Annotated in this window: 16 protein-coding genes; 9 read left to right on the top strand and 7 right to left on the bottom strand. The window is 52.7% G+C overall.

What is annotated here, in order from left to right; genetic code table 11:
- Positions 1–26 precede the first annotated feature (26 nt).
- On the top strand, positions 27–431 hold the full coding sequence (locus ABU178_RS15175) for a YidB family protein (RefSeq protein ID WP_397216374.1): 405 nt from the start codon (positions 27–29) through the stop codon (positions 429–431).
- A gap of 54 nt (positions 432–485) precedes the next feature.
- Here the strand turns inward: ABU178_RS15175 and ABU178_RS15180 are convergent, their stop codons facing one another.
- The 6 genes from ABU178_RS15180 to loiP all read right to left on the bottom strand — a co-directional run bounded on the left by ABU178_RS15180 (position 486) and on the right by loiP (position 7675).
- Positions 486–1208: a molecular chaperone gene (locus ABU178_RS15180; RefSeq protein WP_397216376.1), complete on the bottom strand. Its 723-nt coding sequence runs from the start codon at positions 1206–1208 to the stop codon at positions 486–488.
- Positions 1208–2557, bottom strand: a complete 1350-nt coding sequence (locus ABU178_RS15185) for a fimbrial protein (RefSeq protein ID WP_397216378.1) — start codon at positions 2555–2557, stop codon at positions 1208–1210. The genes ABU178_RS15180 and ABU178_RS15185 overlap by 1 nt, the downstream gene beginning before the upstream one ends.
- A 17-nt stretch (positions 2558–2574) precedes the next feature.
- Complete coding sequence (locus ABU178_RS15190) at positions 2575–5145, bottom strand: fimbria/pilus outer membrane usher protein (RefSeq protein WP_397216380.1); 2571 nt, start codon at positions 5143–5145, stop codon at positions 2575–2577.
- A gap of 72 nt (positions 5146–5217) precedes the next feature.
- Positions 5218–5961, bottom strand: a complete 744-nt coding sequence (locus tag ABU178_RS15195; RefSeq protein ID WP_397216382.1) for a molecular chaperone — start codon at positions 5959–5961, stop codon at positions 5218–5220.
- Positions 5962–6001: 40 nt separating this feature from the next.
- Positions 6002–6544 (bottom strand): fimbrial protein, encoded by a 543-nt coding sequence (locus tag ABU178_RS15200; protein WP_397216384.1) that lies wholly within the window; start codon positions 6542–6544, stop codon positions 6002–6004.
- Between the two features lie 378 nt (positions 6545–6922).
- A complete protein-coding gene (gene loiP, locus ABU178_RS15205; protein ID WP_397216386.1) occupies positions 6923–7675 on the bottom strand; it encodes a metalloprotease LoiP in 753 nt (250 codons plus the stop codon).
- A 276-nt stretch (positions 7676–7951) separates the two neighbouring features.
- Here loiP and tkt point away from each other — a divergent pair, with 276 nt between their 5' ends.
- From tkt to ABU178_RS15240, 7 genes are all read left to right on the top strand, one after another.
- The gene (gene tkt / locus ABU178_RS15210) at positions 7952–9943 is read left to right on the top strand and encodes a transketolase (RefSeq protein WP_397216388.1); all 1992 of its coding nucleotides are present in this window, start codon (positions 7952–7954) and stop codon (positions 9941–9943) included.
- 334 nt (positions 9944–10277) lie between these two features.
- Positions 10278–11297 (top strand): erythrose-4-phosphate dehydrogenase, encoded by a 1020-nt coding sequence (gene epd / locus ABU178_RS15215; protein ID WP_397216390.1) that lies wholly within the window; start codon positions 10278–10280, stop codon positions 11295–11297.
- Positions 11298–11348: 51 nt separating this feature from the next.
- A complete protein-coding gene (pgk, locus tag ABU178_RS15220) occupies positions 11349–12512 on the top strand; it encodes a phosphoglycerate kinase (protein ID WP_397216392.1) in 1164 nt (387 codons plus the stop codon).
- A gap of 99 nt (positions 12513–12611) precedes the next feature.
- A complete protein-coding gene (gene fbaA / locus ABU178_RS15225; RefSeq protein WP_397216394.1) occupies positions 12612–13691 on the top strand; it encodes a class II fructose-bisphosphate aldolase in 1080 nt (359 codons plus the stop codon).
- 190 nt (positions 13692–13881) lie between these two features.
- The gene (gene mscS / locus ABU178_RS15230; protein WP_397216396.1) at positions 13882–14766 is read left to right on the top strand and encodes a small-conductance mechanosensitive channel MscS; all 885 of its coding nucleotides are present in this window, start codon (positions 13882–13884) and stop codon (positions 14764–14766) included.
- Between the two features lie 139 nt (positions 14767–14905).
- A complete protein-coding gene (argO, locus tag ABU178_RS15235) occupies positions 14906–15529 on the top strand; it encodes an arginine exporter ArgO (protein WP_397216398.1) in 624 nt (207 codons plus the stop codon).
- Between the two features lie 155 nt (positions 15530–15684).
- A complete protein-coding gene (locus ABU178_RS15240; protein WP_397216400.1) occupies positions 15685–16410 on the top strand; it encodes an oxidative stress defense protein in 726 nt (241 codons plus the stop codon).
- Positions 16411–16454: 44 nt separating this feature from the next.
- Here the strand turns inward: ABU178_RS15240 and ABU178_RS15245 are convergent, their stop codons facing one another.
- Positions 16455–17360 carry a LysR family transcriptional regulator ArgP gene (locus ABU178_RS15245; protein WP_397216402.1) on the bottom strand — a complete coding sequence of 302 codons (906 nt, stop codon included), beginning with the start codon at positions 17358–17360 and terminating at the stop codon, positions 16455–16457.
- Between the two features lie 200 nt (positions 17361–17560).
- Here ABU178_RS15245 and rpiA point away from each other — a divergent pair, with 200 nt between their 5' ends.
- A complete protein-coding gene (gene rpiA, locus ABU178_RS15250; RefSeq protein ID WP_397216404.1) occupies positions 17561–18220 on the top strand; it encodes a ribose-5-phosphate isomerase RpiA in 660 nt (219 codons plus the stop codon).
- Positions 18221–18304: the final 84 nt, after the last annotated feature.

Here is an 18304-nt window from a genome sequence, read left to right on the forward strand (position 1 = left end):
GTTCATTTGATTTACAGGAGGCCACAATGGGCTTACTTGATGAGTTAGTGGGTTCGCTGGGCGGCGGACAGGGGAATAAACTGGGGCAGCTGCACGCTATCTGGAACTGGGTGCAGGAGCAGGGCGGCATTGAAGTACTGCTGCATAAGTTTCAGCAAGGCGGGCTGGCGGATGTTTTTTCCTCCTGGATCGGCACCGGTTCGAACCGGCCGGTGAGCGGCGATGAAATCCAGTCGGCGTTTGGTCAGGGCGAGCTGCATTCGCTGGCGGACAAGCTGGGCACCGATGTGCAGGGCGCATCCGGCACCCTGGCTTCACTGCTGCCGCAGCTGATTGATAAGATGTCGCCGCAGGGCCAGCTTGACGAGCAGACGATGCATGATAACAAGCTGGATTTAGGCAGTATGGTGGATCAGCTGTTTAAGCGTTAAGAAGATTTCCTTGCCTCAACTCTTTCATTCATTAAAAGAGTTGAGGTACAGGCACTACAATTTTTTCTCAGCCACCTCTTCATTACCTTGATCATTAATCAGCGCAAAACGTATCCGTCCGGGTGTCCAGGTGATGCTTTCCGGCAAGCTAAGCGTTTTGCTTTCAAAAGGGGCAAATATTGCCAGCTCAACAGGCTGCGCTTTCTGGCCTGCTGTTTCGATTTCCGCTCGGGAATAAATGGCGTAAAAAGGCGTAGGGTTTGTCACCTTCAGTTTCATCTCGCCATTTTCCCGCAACAGCTGAAATTGTTGCGAAGCAGTGCGCTTATCAACGCTATCCCTGATCTGAACTGGACGATAAAGCAGTTTAAGCTGCATGCGAACCTGTACTTTCAGCTGAAACGGGCTGGCTTGTGGCTGCGGCGATGACGCCGGGATCTCATTCAGGTTCAGCCAGAACAGCGACTCCCTGTCCTGCGGCAGAGTTATGGGAGTTGCCAGCAAACGTAATGTATAGGGTCTGCGCGGTTCGATACGAAACAGAGAGGGCAGGGGAATCACTGGCACATCGCCGGCGTTTTGCGGCGTGCCCTGCGCAGAGCCATCATCTACCCACGCCTGCACCAAAATCGGTTTATCGCTGCCATTCATCAGCCGCAATGACCCTTCCCGTTGATCGCTGGAAAAAATAACCCGGCTGCCTTCAATCGCCAGCGCTGCCCAACCCGGGGAAGAAAACAACAAGCCAAAAAGCAGCAAACTGATAAAAATCTTCATTACATTACCTTGATAACAACCTGTAGGGTGGCATGAAAGTATCCACTCGTGACCTGTTTGCCAGGCAAGCGTTCCAGCGTGGCGTAATAACGTGCTTTATAACGGCGTGTGCCGTTGACTCCTCCCGTAACGGAGGCATTGAAGAGAACCGGATTCCAACCTTCTATCGCGTTTATATCATCAAGCAGATCGATCCGCGCCGATTGCTTTCCATCGCTTATGCTGACGCCTACGCCGGTTGGCGCTTCGGGATCCTTTTTATATCCATCGGAAAGCAAATGGCTGATGATGCCAGGATCAGATTCAAGTCCTTCCTCACGGGCAGCGGCGGCATTCTCACTATTAACCACAAAACCAATGGCTGTTTGGCCTGGAAAAGTACCTGACTGAAAACCTGTATAATTACCTGATGACTGTGTTGATTGACATATAAAACTGATATCAATGGGCTGCGTGATTTTTTGTCCCTGCATCAATTGTTGCACGGAAATAAGCGGGAAAATAACGCTCGGCGTAGTTTGTGTTAATTTACAGGTGAGGATAGTCGTAAATGATACGCGGTTATAGAGATTAACTGCGCCAGGCCAGTAGCTGTACCAGCCGTCAAAATTCGAGGCATGATCGGCGCCATCGTAAAGCTTGGAACTTAAACCGCCTCCTTTGAAAGCAATATAGGCGAGCGGCTGATGATAAGAATAGTTACCTGAGGGAATTACTCCTTTGGCATTACTGTTTTTAAAAAGCTCTATTTTTGCGTCAGAAAAATTTTTAGCTTTTATTAATATCCAGCCGTAAGAGTCGCGGTCCAGGTTGCGCAGCGGGCGACTTTTCCAGTAGCGTGAGTAATATTCCCCTGTAGCCAGATTGGTAATGCGCGAGGCGACTTGAGTAACGTAGGTCTGGTAGGACTCACTTTGCCCTGTGTTCTTACCTACCTCTATATTCCCGCCATAAGCATAATCCCCGTTTGTCGAATAATATTCGTATAACTTGCCATTTTCATCCGCCGTGCAGCGGAACAGAATGGTTTCTGGTGTATAAGCGATCGATCCCATCTCCAGAAAACGCACGGTACCGCTGGCGAGTATAGTCCCATCGGGCACAAATGTTTCATTCCCACCTAATGCTGAGTCATCGGGTAAATTAACGTTACCGGCTATGCTGCCTGCACTGCCTGCGGTATCGAGCGCACCTCCCCAGGGGACAACCTCGCCCTTGCCCGGCTCAGTATAGGATGCACTAGAGGGAGTATTATTTACCGCTGTGATTTTGTAGCAGGTCGCCCAGCAGCCGGGTAACCAAAAAAAACAAAAAAGCACGCTAATAACGTTGTGCTTCCACTTTTTCATATTTTTACCTGGCTAAGTTAATGACTACAGGCAGCTGTCAGCCGCCAGAGAAGTTGTGTGCTTTTGTTGTTATCCAGAGAGTAAGCGATATTGCACAATGAACGGTCGCCAACAGATAAAACGCCTTTTTGATTGCTTACTCTGGCGTAAATTTGATTGCCCTGGCCGACTAATCCTACAATATTGTTATTTTCATCAAAAACATCGGCGTTAAGCGGTAATTTATTATTGTCTTTGACCTTGATTAAAACTGGATAACCACGCTGTGTCTTAAATTTGACTTTTACCATTGCGCCTGAGTAGGCCGCTACCCGCTTTTGGTTATCAGTCAGCTCGGTGTAGGCATCTCGAGTATTTTTTGCATCCAAAGCAATTTCATTGTAACGATAGGGAATTAATGTTGGATAAATGGCGTAGCCAAAACGATCGATGGTGGCGCCCATGCCGTTGATCAGGGTAGCGCCTTGCGCGCCTTGCGCTTCGACCAGCGCGAATGAATCTCCTAAATAAGGCCCGAAAGTCACCCCTCCCTGATGCATCACCAGGCTACCGCGCAGCGCAGCGCCGCCCTGAAAAAAACGATCGGATTTTGAAAAATTCATGCTGGTTGTCGCCGCTGAGAAATTTTGCGTCAGGCTGCCGCCGAACCCGCTAGCGTTTCCTTGTGTATCGCGGTTGGCGTTTATGCTCCAGACGGAACGGCGCTCGTTGCCCAATGTGCCAGAGACGCTGCTGCGCAAGCTGGTGCGGTTTTGCCGATCCGGTGCGTGATTAATGCTGGTGGAAAGATTCGGCGCCCGGGCTGAAGTGGATAACGGAACAGAGAACGAAAGCATAAAAATGTTTTCCGCTTTCAATCGTGAATTATTTGTATCCGCAACCAGGCCATACTTCCGCAGCCCTGAATATTGACGGTTCACGGAAATATCATAATTTATGCTTTTCCAGGCGTTGCTGTAGCCCAAATAAAAGCTCATGTTAGGATCGCCGCCGTTATGGTAGCGACTCTGCGTCCCGGACAGCCACAAATTGCCGTAGCCATTTAGGTTCTGATTAAGCGTCAGCGTGAGCTGGCTGCTTTGCTGGTAACTATCCGATTGCCAGCGTTGGTTATCTTTCGCCGCATCGCGTAAACCCAGCACATCATTCAGTTCACGATAACCCAGAGTGGAATAACGATAACCGGCTAACGCTACCTTGGTGCCGGTGGTATTAAAGGTGCGGCTCCAGGTGCTGCCGAGACGCCAGCCATTTAATCTTTCGCCATTAATACTGGTGCTTGACCAGATACTGTTAAATCCAAACGCCCCGAACGGATTGCTGTAAACCAGCCCGGAAAGCAGCGAAAGATAATCCCGTGATAAGCGCAGCCCGGAATTATAGGTGAACTGATTTGATACCCCTTTGCGCCACACCAGATCGGTGAAAAGCGCATTCGAGGTATGGGTGTTTGCGGTTTCGCCAGCAACAACGCTGAATTGGGAATAACCGGGACGTAACGAGTCAGGCACGGCGGCAAAAGGGACGCTAAACGAAGAGACGCGCCCGTCAGCCTCTTCGACGCTGACGTCAATATCACCCTGAAAGGAGGTAGGCGGCAGATCGTCGATTTCAAATGCGCCAGGGGAAACCGTGGTCTGATGAATGATTTGACCGCGTTGACGCAAGGTTACTTTCGCCGTGGTCGCCGCGACGCCGCGAATCACGGGCGCATAGCCGCGTTCTCTGTCCGGCTTCATGCGCTCATCCGTTTCCAGCTTGACGCCGACAAAGCCTGTTCCGCTGAATCCGTTGCTGGCGGTATAGGTTTCACCCACAGTCAGCTGGCTGCCGAGTGAGGTGAGAGGGCGCTGTAAATACGTGCGCAGCGTCTGCCACTTTAGCTGCTGTTTTTGCGTATGGCTTTTATACCCGGTGGCGTTAGATTGCGAACGCAGTTGCCACAGCCCCAGGTTCAGGCCGCTGTTCAGAAACAGATAAACAGAATGCGAGGGGTTAGTTTTTGAATGACTGTAGTAATAGTTAGTGTCGTAGTTGGCAAAAAGCGCGCTTTCACCGCTGGAAAGCTGTTCTTCCGGCACGCCCTTAAAACGCTTTTCCAGCAGAATTTGCGGAATCAAAATGTTTAATTTCTGCGTGCTGATATCAAACTGCGCCTGGCTTGAAGCAAGATCCCTGCCGGGAAGCAGACAGCCGTCGGCGTTGGGCGTCATTGTTTGTTTAAAACGGATTTGCGCCTCTTTCAGCATTTTTTCCGTCAGGCAGGGCTGCACCTCATCATCACTCACCGCAACAAAGCTGACTGACTGACGCGAAAAATACTCATCATTAAACCAGATGTCGGCAATATAGCGGCCTGGCGCCGCGCGGTTTTTTTTGCTGAAGCGGGACAGATCGATTTTTTTGCTTTTCTCACCAATCAGCAGGTCGACATCAAACTCAATATGTTCCTGCCCGGAGCGTTCAGGCGATGTCTCAGAGCGCTCTTGCGCCCAGGCCACGTCAATGGGGAGGCAAGAAAGAAAAATCAACGAAGCGAGCGACTTTACTTTAAAGGCTGCGCTTTTTTTGGGCTTTGAAAAATCCATTTTAAGTTGTGCTTATTTTAGCTTTATAGAACGATTACGGTTTTAAACCGCAGAAATACATCGGTTCACAGCTTAAATCAGGGTTTCGTTGACTCTCTTCGCACCCAGGTCATTAATCAGGGTATAACGCAAGGTAAATGCGCCTTTCTGGCCTGCGGGCATATTTTTGATCGTCAAAATTTGTTCGCTTTTTGGCGCGACCATATCAATGTCGACCGGATAAGATTTATCCTTTACTTTGATTTCCGCACTGGCGAAAGAAGCATAAAAGCCGCTACTGTTTTTAATCCGTAGCAGGTTCACGCCATTTAACTGGCTTAATTCGAAAGAGAGATTTTTTGCCAGATCCGTCGGCCTTCCCTGAATAGCCTTGGGTCGATAAAATATCTTTACCCGGCTTTTAAGAATTAACAGCAGCTTGTTCGCTTCGCCGCCACTGCTTTTCGGCGGGATTTGAGAAAAATTCAGATAAAAAAGCGATTCGCGATCCTGTGGCAGATTTTCACCGACAAAACTAAGCCTGGCGGAGTGACCCGATTTCGGCTCCATGCGAAAAATCACCGGGGAGACGAGAAAAGGGCCATCAGCATTATCCGGTGAGGAGTCTGGATTATTAATATCCGTCCAGAGTTGCATCAGGTAAGGAATATCACTCCGATTGGTAAACTGAATCGTTTTCGATTTTTCTTCCGCCGGGTAGATTACGCGTGTATTGGTCATGACCACGCTGGCTGAAGCGGAAAAGCTCAGCACACTGCAAAACAGTATTGGGATAACAGAATAAAATTTCATAAAAGCATTACGCTGGATACTCACTGAGTGAGCAAAATCTCACTCAGTGAGGGGGTTTGAGAAATTAACGATAGGAGAGTGCGTACTGAACACTGCCGTTGACCGTGCCCGCTGTCGCGGCGCCCTCGGCGTAGTAACGTACCCCGAAGTCGTAGCTGGCTTCAGTAGAGTCTTTCAGTAATTTCAGGCCAGGCGCGGGCGTTGCGCCGGTGACATCAACCTGAGCTGTGGCGTTTTGCGGATCGAAAAGTTCAAGCGCAACGTTTGTGGCATCACCGGTATTACCGATACGGTTAGTACTGGTGAGATTGTTCGCCACGAAGCGGGTTTTAATATCTAACTCTTTTGTGGAGTCTGCCGTACAGCCAGTCAGCTTGATGGTAAATGGCGTTTCTCCGGCGGTTTGACCCACCGCGCCCAATTCCGCTTTGCTGACGGTAGGCAGCAAAATAACCGGCGCGCTGGTATTACCATTAATGGAAGCTTCGCAGGTTTGATCGGTAACCTCACCGATAAATTCGATGGTGTTAGAGGAAAGCGCATTGGCGAAAGAGGCAAACGCCATACCGGCGCTCAGCATCATTGCATTCAGTGTATTGAGATTCATAGCCTATTCCTTTGTGTTTTATAAATAACAATCTCATCCATTAAGATGAGAAAATTTCCATATTGTTTTGTGCCAAGAGATTGAGAGCCTGAGATACAAATTAAAAGATTTTCCGAAATTAAAGGTTGTCTTTCTCAGCTAAGACCAACTTCATTTCCAGATTCTCTGTCCGATATTATAAGAGAGCATTAAATTATAAACATGACGAGAAGGTTATCGGCAAATGATATTTATTGAATTAATCATGATGAAATTAATGCTCTGATTAATTGGTAATAAGTTCTGTTGGATTGATTTGTTTAGTGTCATGAATATCTTTAGCAGAACAGATAATAAACCGCGATAACCTCCTCAATGCAGAGGAGGTTATATCCTCTGTTATTTATTTGCCGCGATGCGCTCACGAATATGCTGCGCGCGCGCTTCGGAGGCAGGATGGGAATCAAACATGCTGCTTCCGCTCTCTCCTTGCAGCTTCGCCAGTTTTTCAAAACTGGTGACCAGTCCGTTCGGGTTGATGCCGCGTTTCTTCAGCAAATCGTAAGAATAATCGTCCGCCTGCGACTCCTGGGTCTGCGAGAATTGTGCATTCACCAGTTTCTCACCCAGCTCCCCCAGCTGTGACTGTGACAGCGAACCGATCACGCCGCCTACCGAGGCCGCGGCAGTGCGTGCGGCGGTGGTGGTCAGCGCCAGCTGCATCGCTTTGCGGGTATGACCGAGCGCCACATGGCCCATCTCATGTCCCACTACGCCTTCCACTTCATCATCATTCATCATATCCATCAGGCCGCTGTAAACACGAATACAGCCGTTTGCCATCGCCCAGGCATTAACATCTTTCGTGACGTAGACCTTGTAGTTGGCTGGCGTGCCGTTGATGTTATCGCCCAGCGCGGCGGCGATTTTGTTCAGGCGCTGCTGGTATTCGCTGTTGGCAGGCGCAAGCTGATTCTCTTTATCCATCTGCTCGCATGACTGGTCGCTCAGCTGCTTCACCTGGTCGTCGTTAAGGGTATAAGCCTGAAAAGCCTGCGCGCCCGAGGTCAGCAGCGCATTGTTGTCCAGTCCCTGGCAACCGCTCAGCAGCGCAGCCAGGCCCAGGGTCAGTATTGTGGTTTGCATCTTCATACTGTTCATTCCATTAAGTAACAAGGTAAGAAAAACAATCACCTGAATATAACGCCAGGCGAGTAAGGTTTCGGTTATAACGCCTCGTCTGCAGTCTGCATAGCAGACAAAGCTGTATTTGCAACGCTTCCCGGCAAGATATCGCATTTCCGTCCATGTACTTTTGATCTGTTTTTCATGTACATTGAAGCGCGACTTTTTTCCGGTTTTGCCTGATAACTGATTAATTACAATAAGTTAGGGATGGCGAAGCCTTAATCCGACCTGGAGTAAAAAATGCCCTCTCGTAAAGAGCTTGCCAACGCTATTCGCGCGTTAAGTATGGACGCAGTACAAAAAGCCAAATCGGGACATCCGGGTGCCCCAATGGGCATGGCTGACATCGCTGAGGTGTTGTGGCGTGATTACCTGAATCATAGCCCCACCAATCCACAGTGGGCGGATCGCGACCGCTTTATCCTCTCTAACGGTCACGGTTCCATGCTGATTTATAGCCTGCTGCACCTCAGCGGTTACGATCTGCCGATGAGCGAGCTGCAGAACTTCCGTCAGCTGCACTCAAAAACTCCAGGTCACCCGGAATATGGCTACACCGTGGGTGTGGAAACCACCACCGGCCCGCTGGGGCAGGGCATTGCTAACGCGGTAGGTTTCGCCATCGCCGAGCGCACGCTGGCTGCGCAGTTCAACCGTCCGGGTCATGAGATCGTAGACCACAATACTTACGTCTTCATGGGCGACGGCTGCATGATGGAAGGGATCTCACACGAGGTCTGTTCACTGGCCGGTACCCTGAAGTTGGGCAAACTGGTTGCTTTCTACGACGACAACGGCATCTCCATCGACGGTCATATCGACGGCTGGTTCACTGACGACACCGCCGCACGTTTTGAAGCCTACGGCTGGCACGTCGTGCGCGGCGTTGACGGCCACGACGCGGAAGCGATCAAAAAAGCGATTGAAGAAGCGAAAGCGGTCAGCGACAAGCCTTCGCTGCTGATGTGCAAAACCGTTATCGGTTTCGGTTCACCGAACAAAGCGGGCACCCACGACTCGCACGGCGCGCCGCTGGGCGACGACGAAATCGCGCTGACCCGCAAGCAGCTGGGTTGGGAGCATGCGCCGTTCGTGATTCCGCAGGAAATTTATGCCGAGTGGGATGCGAAAGAGACGGGTAAAACCAAAGAATCTGCATGGGATGAGAAGTTCGCTGCCTATGCCAAAGCGCACCCGGAGCTGGCGGCTGAATTCAAACGCCGCATGAGCAATGAGCTGCCGGCCAACTGGCAGGAAGAGTCGCAGAAGTTTATCGAGCAACTGCAGGCTAACCCGGCGAAAATCGCCAGCCGTAAAGCCTCACAAAATACCATCGAAGCTTTTGGCAAGCTGTTGCCGGAATACCTGGGCGGCTCCGCTGACCTGGCGCCGAGCAACCTGACCATGTGGTCCGGATCGAAGCCGATCAACGTCGACGCGGCAGGCAACTACATTCATTACGGCGTGCGTGAGTTCGGTATGACCGCCATCGCTAACGGTATCGCGCTGCACGGCGGCTTCCTGCCGTACACCGCGACCTTCCTGATGTTTGTGGAGTATGCCCGTAACGCGGCGCGTATGGCGGCGCTGATGAAGATCCGTCAGGTAATGGTTTATACCCACGACTCTATCGGTCTGGGTGAAGATGGCCCGACGCACCAGCCGGTCGAGCAGCTCGCCAGCCTGCGCACCACGCCGAACATGAGCACCTGGCGTCCCTGTGACCAGGTTGAATCTGCCGTTGCCTGGAAATATGCCATTGAGCGTAAAGATGGCCCGAGCGCGCTGATCTTCTCCCGTCAGAACCTGGCGCAGCAGGATCGTAGCGCTGAGCAGCTGGCGAACGTGGCGCGCGGCGGTTATGTGCTGAAGGATTGCGACGGCCAGCCGGAGCTGATTCTGATCGCCACCGGTTCCGAAGTAGAACTGGCTGTGGCGGCGTATGACCAGCTTTCCAGCGAAGGACGTAAGGTGCGCGTGGTTTCCATGCCTTCTACCGACGCCTTTGACAAGCAGGACGCTGCTTACCGTGAATCGGTACTGCCGAAAGCGGTGGCCGCACGCGTCGCTATCGAAGCCGGTATTGCCGATTTCTGGTTCAAATACACTGGTCTGAACGGCGCAATCGTCGGCATGACTACCTTTGGCGAGTCTGCACCGGCAGAGAAGCTGTTCGACCTGTTTGGCTTCACCGTTGAAAACGTTGTGAAAACCGCCAAATCGATTCTGTAATCGCGATCTACGATTCACGCCCGTGGCAGCACGGGCAAACAGCGTTTAACGTTAAGGGCGACTTGTTCGCCCTTTTTGCATCTATTCCTCCGGGAATTATTCCCGCAGTAATAATTTTTCTGACGAAAAATTGTGACGCAGATCCAATTATCAACAGCACAATTGATCGCAATCATTCCTGTTATTCCTCAGTTGCTTTATTCTCGCTGAACCGTTTCAGTTTGCGGTTTTGATACCGCTGCGCGGCCCGCAGGCAGTCAAGAATTTCCTGTACAAACCTGTGCGAAACGCTCAGGCTATTAGCACATTTTCAGGCAGTTAGCGCAGGAGAGATATGACCGTTCGGGTTGCGATAAATGGTTTTGGCCGCATTGGGCGCAACGTATTGCGCGCGCTGTACGAAACCGGTCGTCGGGCTGAAATCACGGTGGTGGCGATTAACGAGCTGGCGGAAGCCGTGGGTATGGCGCATCTGCTCAAGTACGATACCAGCCATGGCCGCTTCGCCTTTGACGTGCGCCAGGAGCGCGATCTGCTCTGGGTAGGAGACGATACTATCCGCATTCTGCATCAGGCGGAGTTACAGCATCTGCCATGGCGCGAGCTTAACGTGGATATCGTGCTGGACTGCACCGGCGTTTACGGCAGCCGTGCCGATGGCGAAGCCCATCTGCGGGCGGGCGCGAAGAAAGTGCTGTTTTCCCATCCGGGCGGCAACGATCTTGATGCCACCGTGGTGTTCGGCGTGAATGAGCAGGCTCTTAAACCAACCGATCGCATTGTCTCTAACGCCTCCTGCACCACCAACTGCATTATTCCGGTGATCAAGCTGCTGGATGACGCCTTTGGCATTGAGACCGGCACCGTCACGACGATCCATTCGGCGATGCACGATCAACAGGTGATCGACGCTTACCACAGCGATCTGCGCCGCACGCGCGCCGCCAGTCAGTCGATCATTCCGGTGGATACGCGTCTTGCCGCTGGCATTACGCGTATTTTTCCGAAATTCAATGACCGCTTCGAAGCGATTGCGGTACGCGTGCCGACGATCAACGTTACCGCCATCGATCTCAGCGTTTCTGTGCGCCAGGCGGTGAAGGCGAGTGAGGTCAACGCCTTACTGCAAAACGCGTCAGAGGGGGCATTTAGTGGTATAGTTGACTATACGGAAATACCGTTAGTCTCAGTAGATTTTAACCACGATCCGCACAGTGCCATAGTGGACGGCACGCAGACGCGGGTCAGCGGTCAGCACCTGATCAAAACCCTGGTTTGGTGTGACAACGAATGGGGCTTTGCTAACCGAATGCTCGATACGACGTTAGCAATGGCCGCACGCGGTTTCAGGTAAGACGCGGTTTGTGTCTGACAAAACTTATGAGAATCAACGAGAGGGTTTACCATGTCTGTAATTAAGATGACCGATCTGGATCTTGCTGGTAAGCGTGTTTTGATCCGTGCCGATCTCAACGTGCCAGTAAAAGAAGGGAAAGTGACGTCAGACGCACGTATTCGTGCTTCTCTGCCTACCATCGAAGCGGCGTTGAAACAGGGCGCGAAAGTGATGGTTACCTCTCACCTGGGTCGCCCGACCGAAGGTGAATACAACGAAGAGTTCTCCCTGCTGCCGGTTGTTAACTACCTGAAAGAAAAGCTGAACGGCACCACGGTCACTCTGGCGAAAGATTACCTGGACGGCGTTGATGTCGCCGCCGGCGAGCTGGTGGTGCTGGAAAACGTCCGCTTCAACAAAGGCGAGAAAAAAGACGAAGAAACCCTCGCGAAGAAATATGCTGCGCTCTGCGACGTGTTTGTGATGGATGCCTTCGGCACCGCGCACCGCGCGCAGGCTTCTACCCATGGCGTCGGCAAATTCGCCCCGATCGCCTGTGCCGGTCCGCTGCTCTCTGCCGAGCTGGAAGCGCTGGGCAAAGTAATGAGTAACCCGGAGCGTCCGCTGGTGGCAGTGGTCGGCGGCTCTAAAGTTTCCACCAAATTCGACGTGCTGCAATCGCTGGTCAACATCGCGGATACCGTGATTGTCGGCGGCGGCATCGCCAACACTTTCGTCGCGATCGATAACAACGTGGGTAAATCACTCTACGAACCTGACTTTGTCGAAGCGGCGAAAAAACTGCGTGACGAGCACGGCATTCCGGTACCTGTCGACTCCCGCGTCGGCACGGAATTCTCTGAAACTGCCCCGGCTACCGTGAAAAAAGTTTCCGAAGTGGCGGATAACGAAGAGATTATGGACTTCGGTGACGAAACCGCCCAGGCGATGGCGAAGCTGCTGAAAGAAGCAAAAACCATTCTGTGGAACGGTCCGGTCGGCGTGTTTGAGTTCCCGAACTTCCGTAAGGGCACTGAAATTATCGCCAATGCTATCGCGGACAGCGACGCTTTCTCGGTAGCGGGCGGCGGCGATACGCTGGCGGCGATCGACCTGTTCGGCATTGAAGATAAGATCTCTTACATCTCTACCGGCGGCGGCGCTTTCCTGGAATTTGTGGAAGGGAAAAAACTGCCTGCTGTAGCGATGCTGGAAGAGCGTGCTAAGCAGTAATCCTTTAGGGGCGGCGTATCGCGTCGCCTGAAGTGTTGCCCGGTTACGGGCGTTGAATCCGTTATGCGGCCAACGAAACAGGACAAACAGGACACAACCATGTCTAAAATTTTTGATTTCGTAAAACCCGGCGTTGTGACCGGTGATGACGTACAGAAGATATTCAAGGTAGCGAAAGAGAACAAATTCGCGCTGCCAGCGGTAAACTGTGTCGGCACCGATTCTATCAATGCGGCACTGGAAGCAGCAGCAAAAGCCAAAGCCCCGGTTATCGTTCAATTCTCTAACGGCGGTGCCGCTTTTATTGCCGGTAAAGGCTTCAAAACTGACAAGCCGCAGGGTGCAGCGATTTTCGGCGCCATCTCAGGCGCACAGCACGTTCATCTGATGGCCGAGCAGTATGGCGTGCCGGTTATTTTGCATACTGACCACTGCGCGAAGAAACTGCTGCCGTGGATCGACGGTCTGCTGGACGCGGGCGAAGCGCATTTCCAGAAAACCGGTAAGCCGCTTTTCTCCTCTCACATGATCGATCTTTCTGAAGAGTCGCTGGAAGAGAACATCGAGCTGTGCGGTAAATATCTGGAGCGCATGTCTAAGCTGAACATGACCCTGGAAATTGAACTGGGCGTGACCGGCGGTGAAGAAGATGGCGTGGATAACTCCGATGTTGACAGTTCTGCGCTCTACACCCAGCCGGAAGATGTCGATTACGCTTACACCAAACTGAGCGCGATCAGCCCACGTTTCACTATCGCTGCTTCTTTCGGCAACGTACACGGCGTTTATAAGCCGGGTAACGTGAAACTGACTCCGGTTATCCTGAAAAACTCACAGGAATATGTCAGCCAGAAGCATGGCCTGCCGCATAACTCGCTGGACTTTGTGTTCCATGGCGGCTCCGGTTCTTCCGCTGCTGAAATCGAAGAGTCTATCGGCTACGGCGTGATCAAGATGAACATCGACACCGACACGCAGTGGGCGACCTGGGACGGCATTTTGCAGTATTACAAAAAGAACGAAGGCTACCTGCAGGCGCAGCTGGGTAACCCGGAAGGCGACGATAAGCCGAACAAGAAATATTACGATCCGCGCGTATGGCTGCGCTCAGCCCAGGCCTCTATGGTGACGCGTCTGGAACAGGCATTTAAAGAGCTTAACGCTATCGATGTACTGTAGTTTTTCGTGATACAGACAAAAAGGCCCGCGAGGGCCTTTTTTTATACAATTATCCCTACAAAAACCAAGGAATTCAGGCGTGATTTGGCGTATCTTCTGATCATGTCTTAACCTTCTAACATGGATTGTCGGAACTTCTCTGGCAATGTTTTGTCATTTCCCTCATGGGTAAACAACACAGGGCTAACTAATGGAAGATTTAAATGTCGTTAACGGAATCAGTAATGCAGGAAACTGGCTGGTGCGTAACCAGGCGTTACTGCTGAGCTACGCCGTTAATATTGTTGCCGCGATTGCTATTCTTATCGTCGGGATGATTGTGGCGCGTATTATCTCTAACGGGATTAACCGCCTGCTGGTGGCGCGCCACATTGACGCTACGGTCGCGGATTTTCTCTCTGCGCTGGTGCGCTACGGGATTATCGCTTTCACGCTCATTGCGGCGTTAGGGCGCGTCGGCGTGCAAACCGCATCGGTCATCGCCGTACTGGGTGCCGCGGGTCTGGCCGTCGGCCTGGCATTACAGGGATCGCTCTCTAACCTGGCGGCAGGCGTGCTGCTGGTCACTTTCCGTCCGTTGCGAGCTGGTGAGTTTGTTGATCTCGGCGGCGTAATGGGAACCGTGCTGAGTGTGCAAATTTTTTCCACCACGCTGAGAACCGGTGACGGCAAAATTGCTGTTGTGCCGAACGGCAAAATTATCACTGGCAATATCATCAACTTTTCTCGTGAGCCGGTTCGCCGTAATGAGTTCATTATTGGCGTCGCCTACGATGCGGATGTTGATCAGGTGATCACGCTGCTGCGGGAAGTGGTGGATGCCGATCAGCGCGTCCTGCAGGATAAAGGCGTACAGATTGGTTTGAATGAGCTGGCGGCTTCATCGCTGAACTTCGTGGTGCGCTGCTGGAGCAACAGCAGCGATCTGCAGGATGTTTACTGGGATCTGATGAAAAACTTCAAGCGTACACTGGATGCGCACGGTATCGGCATTCCTTATCCGCAGATGGATGTTCACCTGCATCAAGTGAAACAGGCGGATGGCGAAGCGCAAACAGCGCCGCAGGCCGAATAACAAAGCAGGGCGGATTTTCCGCCCTTTTTATCGCATTGCTGCATCAACTTTGCTAATGCGATATTAAAATTTTCCATTTCCGCTAATAATTCGTTCCGGCTACACTGCGCCTGTTTCCAGTCTTTCCTGAGGTGTAACTGTGTTATCTTTTTATTTACAAGGGCTTGCTCTTGGCGCCGCGTTAATTCTGCCGCTGGGGCCGCAAAACGCCTTCGTGATGAATCAGGGCGTGCGTCGTCAGTATCATCTGATGACCGCATCGCTTTGTACGCTCAGCGATGTGGTGCTGATTTGCGCCGGTATTTTTGGCGGCAGTGCACTGCTTAATCAGTCGCCTGTGTTATTAATGCTGATAACCTGGGCTGGCGTGGCTTTTCTGCTCTGGTATGGCTGGGGAGCGCTGCGTACCGCCTTTAGCGGTAACGTGGATTTGGCGGCGGCTGAGGTGATGAAGCAAGGGCGCTGGCGCATCGTTGCCACTATGATGGCCGTTACCTGGCTCAATCCTCACGTTTATCTTGATACCTTTGTGGTGCTGGGCAGTCTTGGCGGACAGATGCCGCAGGAGGCGCGCCGCTGGTTTGCGCTGGGTTCTGCCAGCGCCTCATTTCTCTGGTTCTTTGGCCTGGCGCTGCTCGCCGCCTGGCTCTCGCCGCTGTTACGTACAGCCAAAGCGCAGCGGGTTATAAATCTGCTGGTGGGGATAGTGATGTGGGTTATCGCTCTGCAGCTGGCGCGCCAGGGTATTCAGGGCTTTCACTGATCTGCCACCCATTGCGCCAACAGGACGCTGCCAGTCATTCAAATGCGACGAACTTTTGCCAGAATCTAAACTCAGAGCAACACGCATAGTAAACTGTTTCAGGCTTCGCCATAGTGGCAGCGGTTGAATTAACATTCTCATGGAGGACTTTATTAATGATGAAAACGATGGCCCTGGCCGCAATAATGAGCATGGGCGCTTTGCCTTACGCGGCGCTGGCAGGGGAAGTGCCTAACGGTCCGCACGTTGTGACCTCCGGCCAGGCAACGGTAGATGCGCGTCCCGATATCGCCACGCTGTCGATCATGGTTAACGTCTCGTCAAAAGAGGCGGCGGACGCGAAGAAACAGGCAGACGATCGCGTCGCGCAATATTTCGACTTTTTGCAGAAAAACGGTATTGAAAAGAAAGATATCGATGCGGCGAACCTGAGCACGCAGCCAGAGTACGATTATACCAAAGAGGGGAAATCGATACTGAAAGGCTACCGTGCGGTACGTCAGGTTCAGGTAACGTTACGCCAGCTGGATAAGCTCAACGAGCTGCTGGACGGGGCATTAAAATCGGGCCTGAATGAGATTCGCTCTGTGGAACTGGGCGTCACCAACCCGGACAGCTTTAAGGATCAGGCGCGCAAAGCGGCAATGGATAACGCCACCAAACAGGCCGCTTCGCTGGCGGAAGGGTTCAATGCAAAACTGGGCCCGGTTTACAGCATTCGTTACCATGTCGCCAACTACCAGCCGATGCCGATGGCGCGCATGTACAAAGCGGCGGCGGCGCCAGCCGATACCACCGCGCAACAGACTTACGAGCAGCAGAGCATTCACTTTGACGATCAGGTGGATGTGGTGTTTGAAATCAAACCCAACACGCCATAACCAAAGCGGGGCGCACGTCGCCCCGTTTTTTATCGCTCAGCGTCTCAGGCCGCCTGCATATCCTGACGCAGCACGCGATGACCATGCGCCAGCAGCGCATCGGTGACACGGCGCATCAGACGGCTCTCCGGCGCAAAACGATGCCAGTAGAGCATACGGCGCTGATAAAGGCCGGGCGTCAGGTCAATCAGCTCGCCGCTCGCCAGCTCGCGCTCAATTTGCAGATGCGGGATCATACAGCAGGTCGATCCCTGACGGGCCAGCTGCACGAAGGCTTCTGACGAGTTGACGATATGGCAGGGAACGCTACCCGGCGACAGGTCAAAGTTCTGCTGCAAAAACGCCTGATGCATATCATCAAGATGATCAAAGGCCACCGCCGGTGCTTTCAGCAGGGCGGAACGCGTGACGCCGTTAGGAAAGTAGCGGTCAGCAAATTCGCGCGAGGCGACAAACAGATAGTCCAGCGCGCCCAGCTGATCCACCAGACAGCTCGGCAGCGGCTGCGGCTGAATACTCACCGCGCCCACCACTTCGCCCCGACGTAAACGCTCCTGGGTGCGGGTTTCATCTTCTACCTGTAAGTTCAGACGCACCGGCGAATCGGCCAGCACATCTTTCAGCGCGGGCAGCAGCCAGGTCGCGAGACTGTCGGCGTTGACCGCCAGCGACAGCAGCAGCGGCGTCGTCCCGCTAACTTCATCGCCCAGCCACTCTTCTTCCAGCAGCTCAACCTGGTGCAGCAACGCCAGCAGTTTTTGTCCCTGCTCGGTCGGACGCGGCGGCACGGTGCGCACCAGCAGCGGCTGGCCGAACAGATTCTCCAGCTGCTTGATTCGCTGCGACACCGCAGACTGGGTGATACAGAGCTTTTGCGCAGCACGTTCAAAACCGCGTTCGCGAATCACAGCATCCAGCGCCTGAAGCGTTCGATAATCCGGGCGTTTCATTGTTTTTTTCTCTCCTTCAGGGTGGGTAAGCCGGTTCTTTATTTCAGCCTGGCGTAGCGCGTAACGGGATGTGCAGCGCTGCGTTTGTTTTTGTGGGCTGGCTTCCAAAGCGGCGAATCCGCATTTAACGCACGCGCTTTTTGCCGAAGCCTTGCTTTATACTACGCGCATTCCGTCGCAGCACAGGTTGTAAAGATACCATGACCCAGGATGAACTGAAAAAAGCCGTTGGCTGGGCCGCACTGAAATATGTGCAGCCGGGCACCGTGGTGGGCGTTGGCACCGGCTCTACCGCCGCGCATTTTATCGATGCGTTAGGCACCATGAAACATCAGATTGAGGGAGCGGTTTCCAGCTCGGAAGCCTCGACGCTGAAGCTGAAAAGCCTCGGCATTCCGGTATTCGATCTCAACGAGATCGACCAGCTGGCGGTTTATGTGGATGGCGCTGATGAGATCAATCCTCAGATGCAGATGATCAAAGGCGGCGGCGCAGCGCTGACGCGGGAAAAAATCATCGCGGCCGTCGCGGATAAGTTCATCTGTATTGCCGATGCCACGAAAGAAGTGGACGTGCTGGGGCGATTTCCTCTACCTGTCGAGGTAATACCGATGGCGCGCGCCTATGTAGCGCGGGAGCTGGTCAAGCTCGGCGGCCTGCCGGAGTATCGACAGCATGTGGTAACCGACAACGGCAACATTATTCTCGACGTGCATAATCTCAGCATCCTCGATCCCATTGCGCTGGAAAAAAGCATTAATGCCCTGCCTGGCGTAGTCACCGTGGGGCTTTTCGCCACGCGCGGCGCCGATATTGCGTTGATTGGCACCGCCGACGGGGTGAAAACCATCGAAAAATGATCTGTCTGGCGTTCCCGGACGCCAGTTATTTCCTGACGCAAAACATCTTTTCTTTGCTCAGTAAAATTCGGTGAGTTATGTCAC

The sequence above is a fragment of the Pantoea osteomyelitidis genome (genome assembly GCF_044342975.1).
Taxonomy (GTDB): domain Bacteria; phylum Pseudomonadota; class Gammaproteobacteria; order Enterobacterales; family Enterobacteriaceae; genus Pantoea; species Pantoea osteomyelitidis.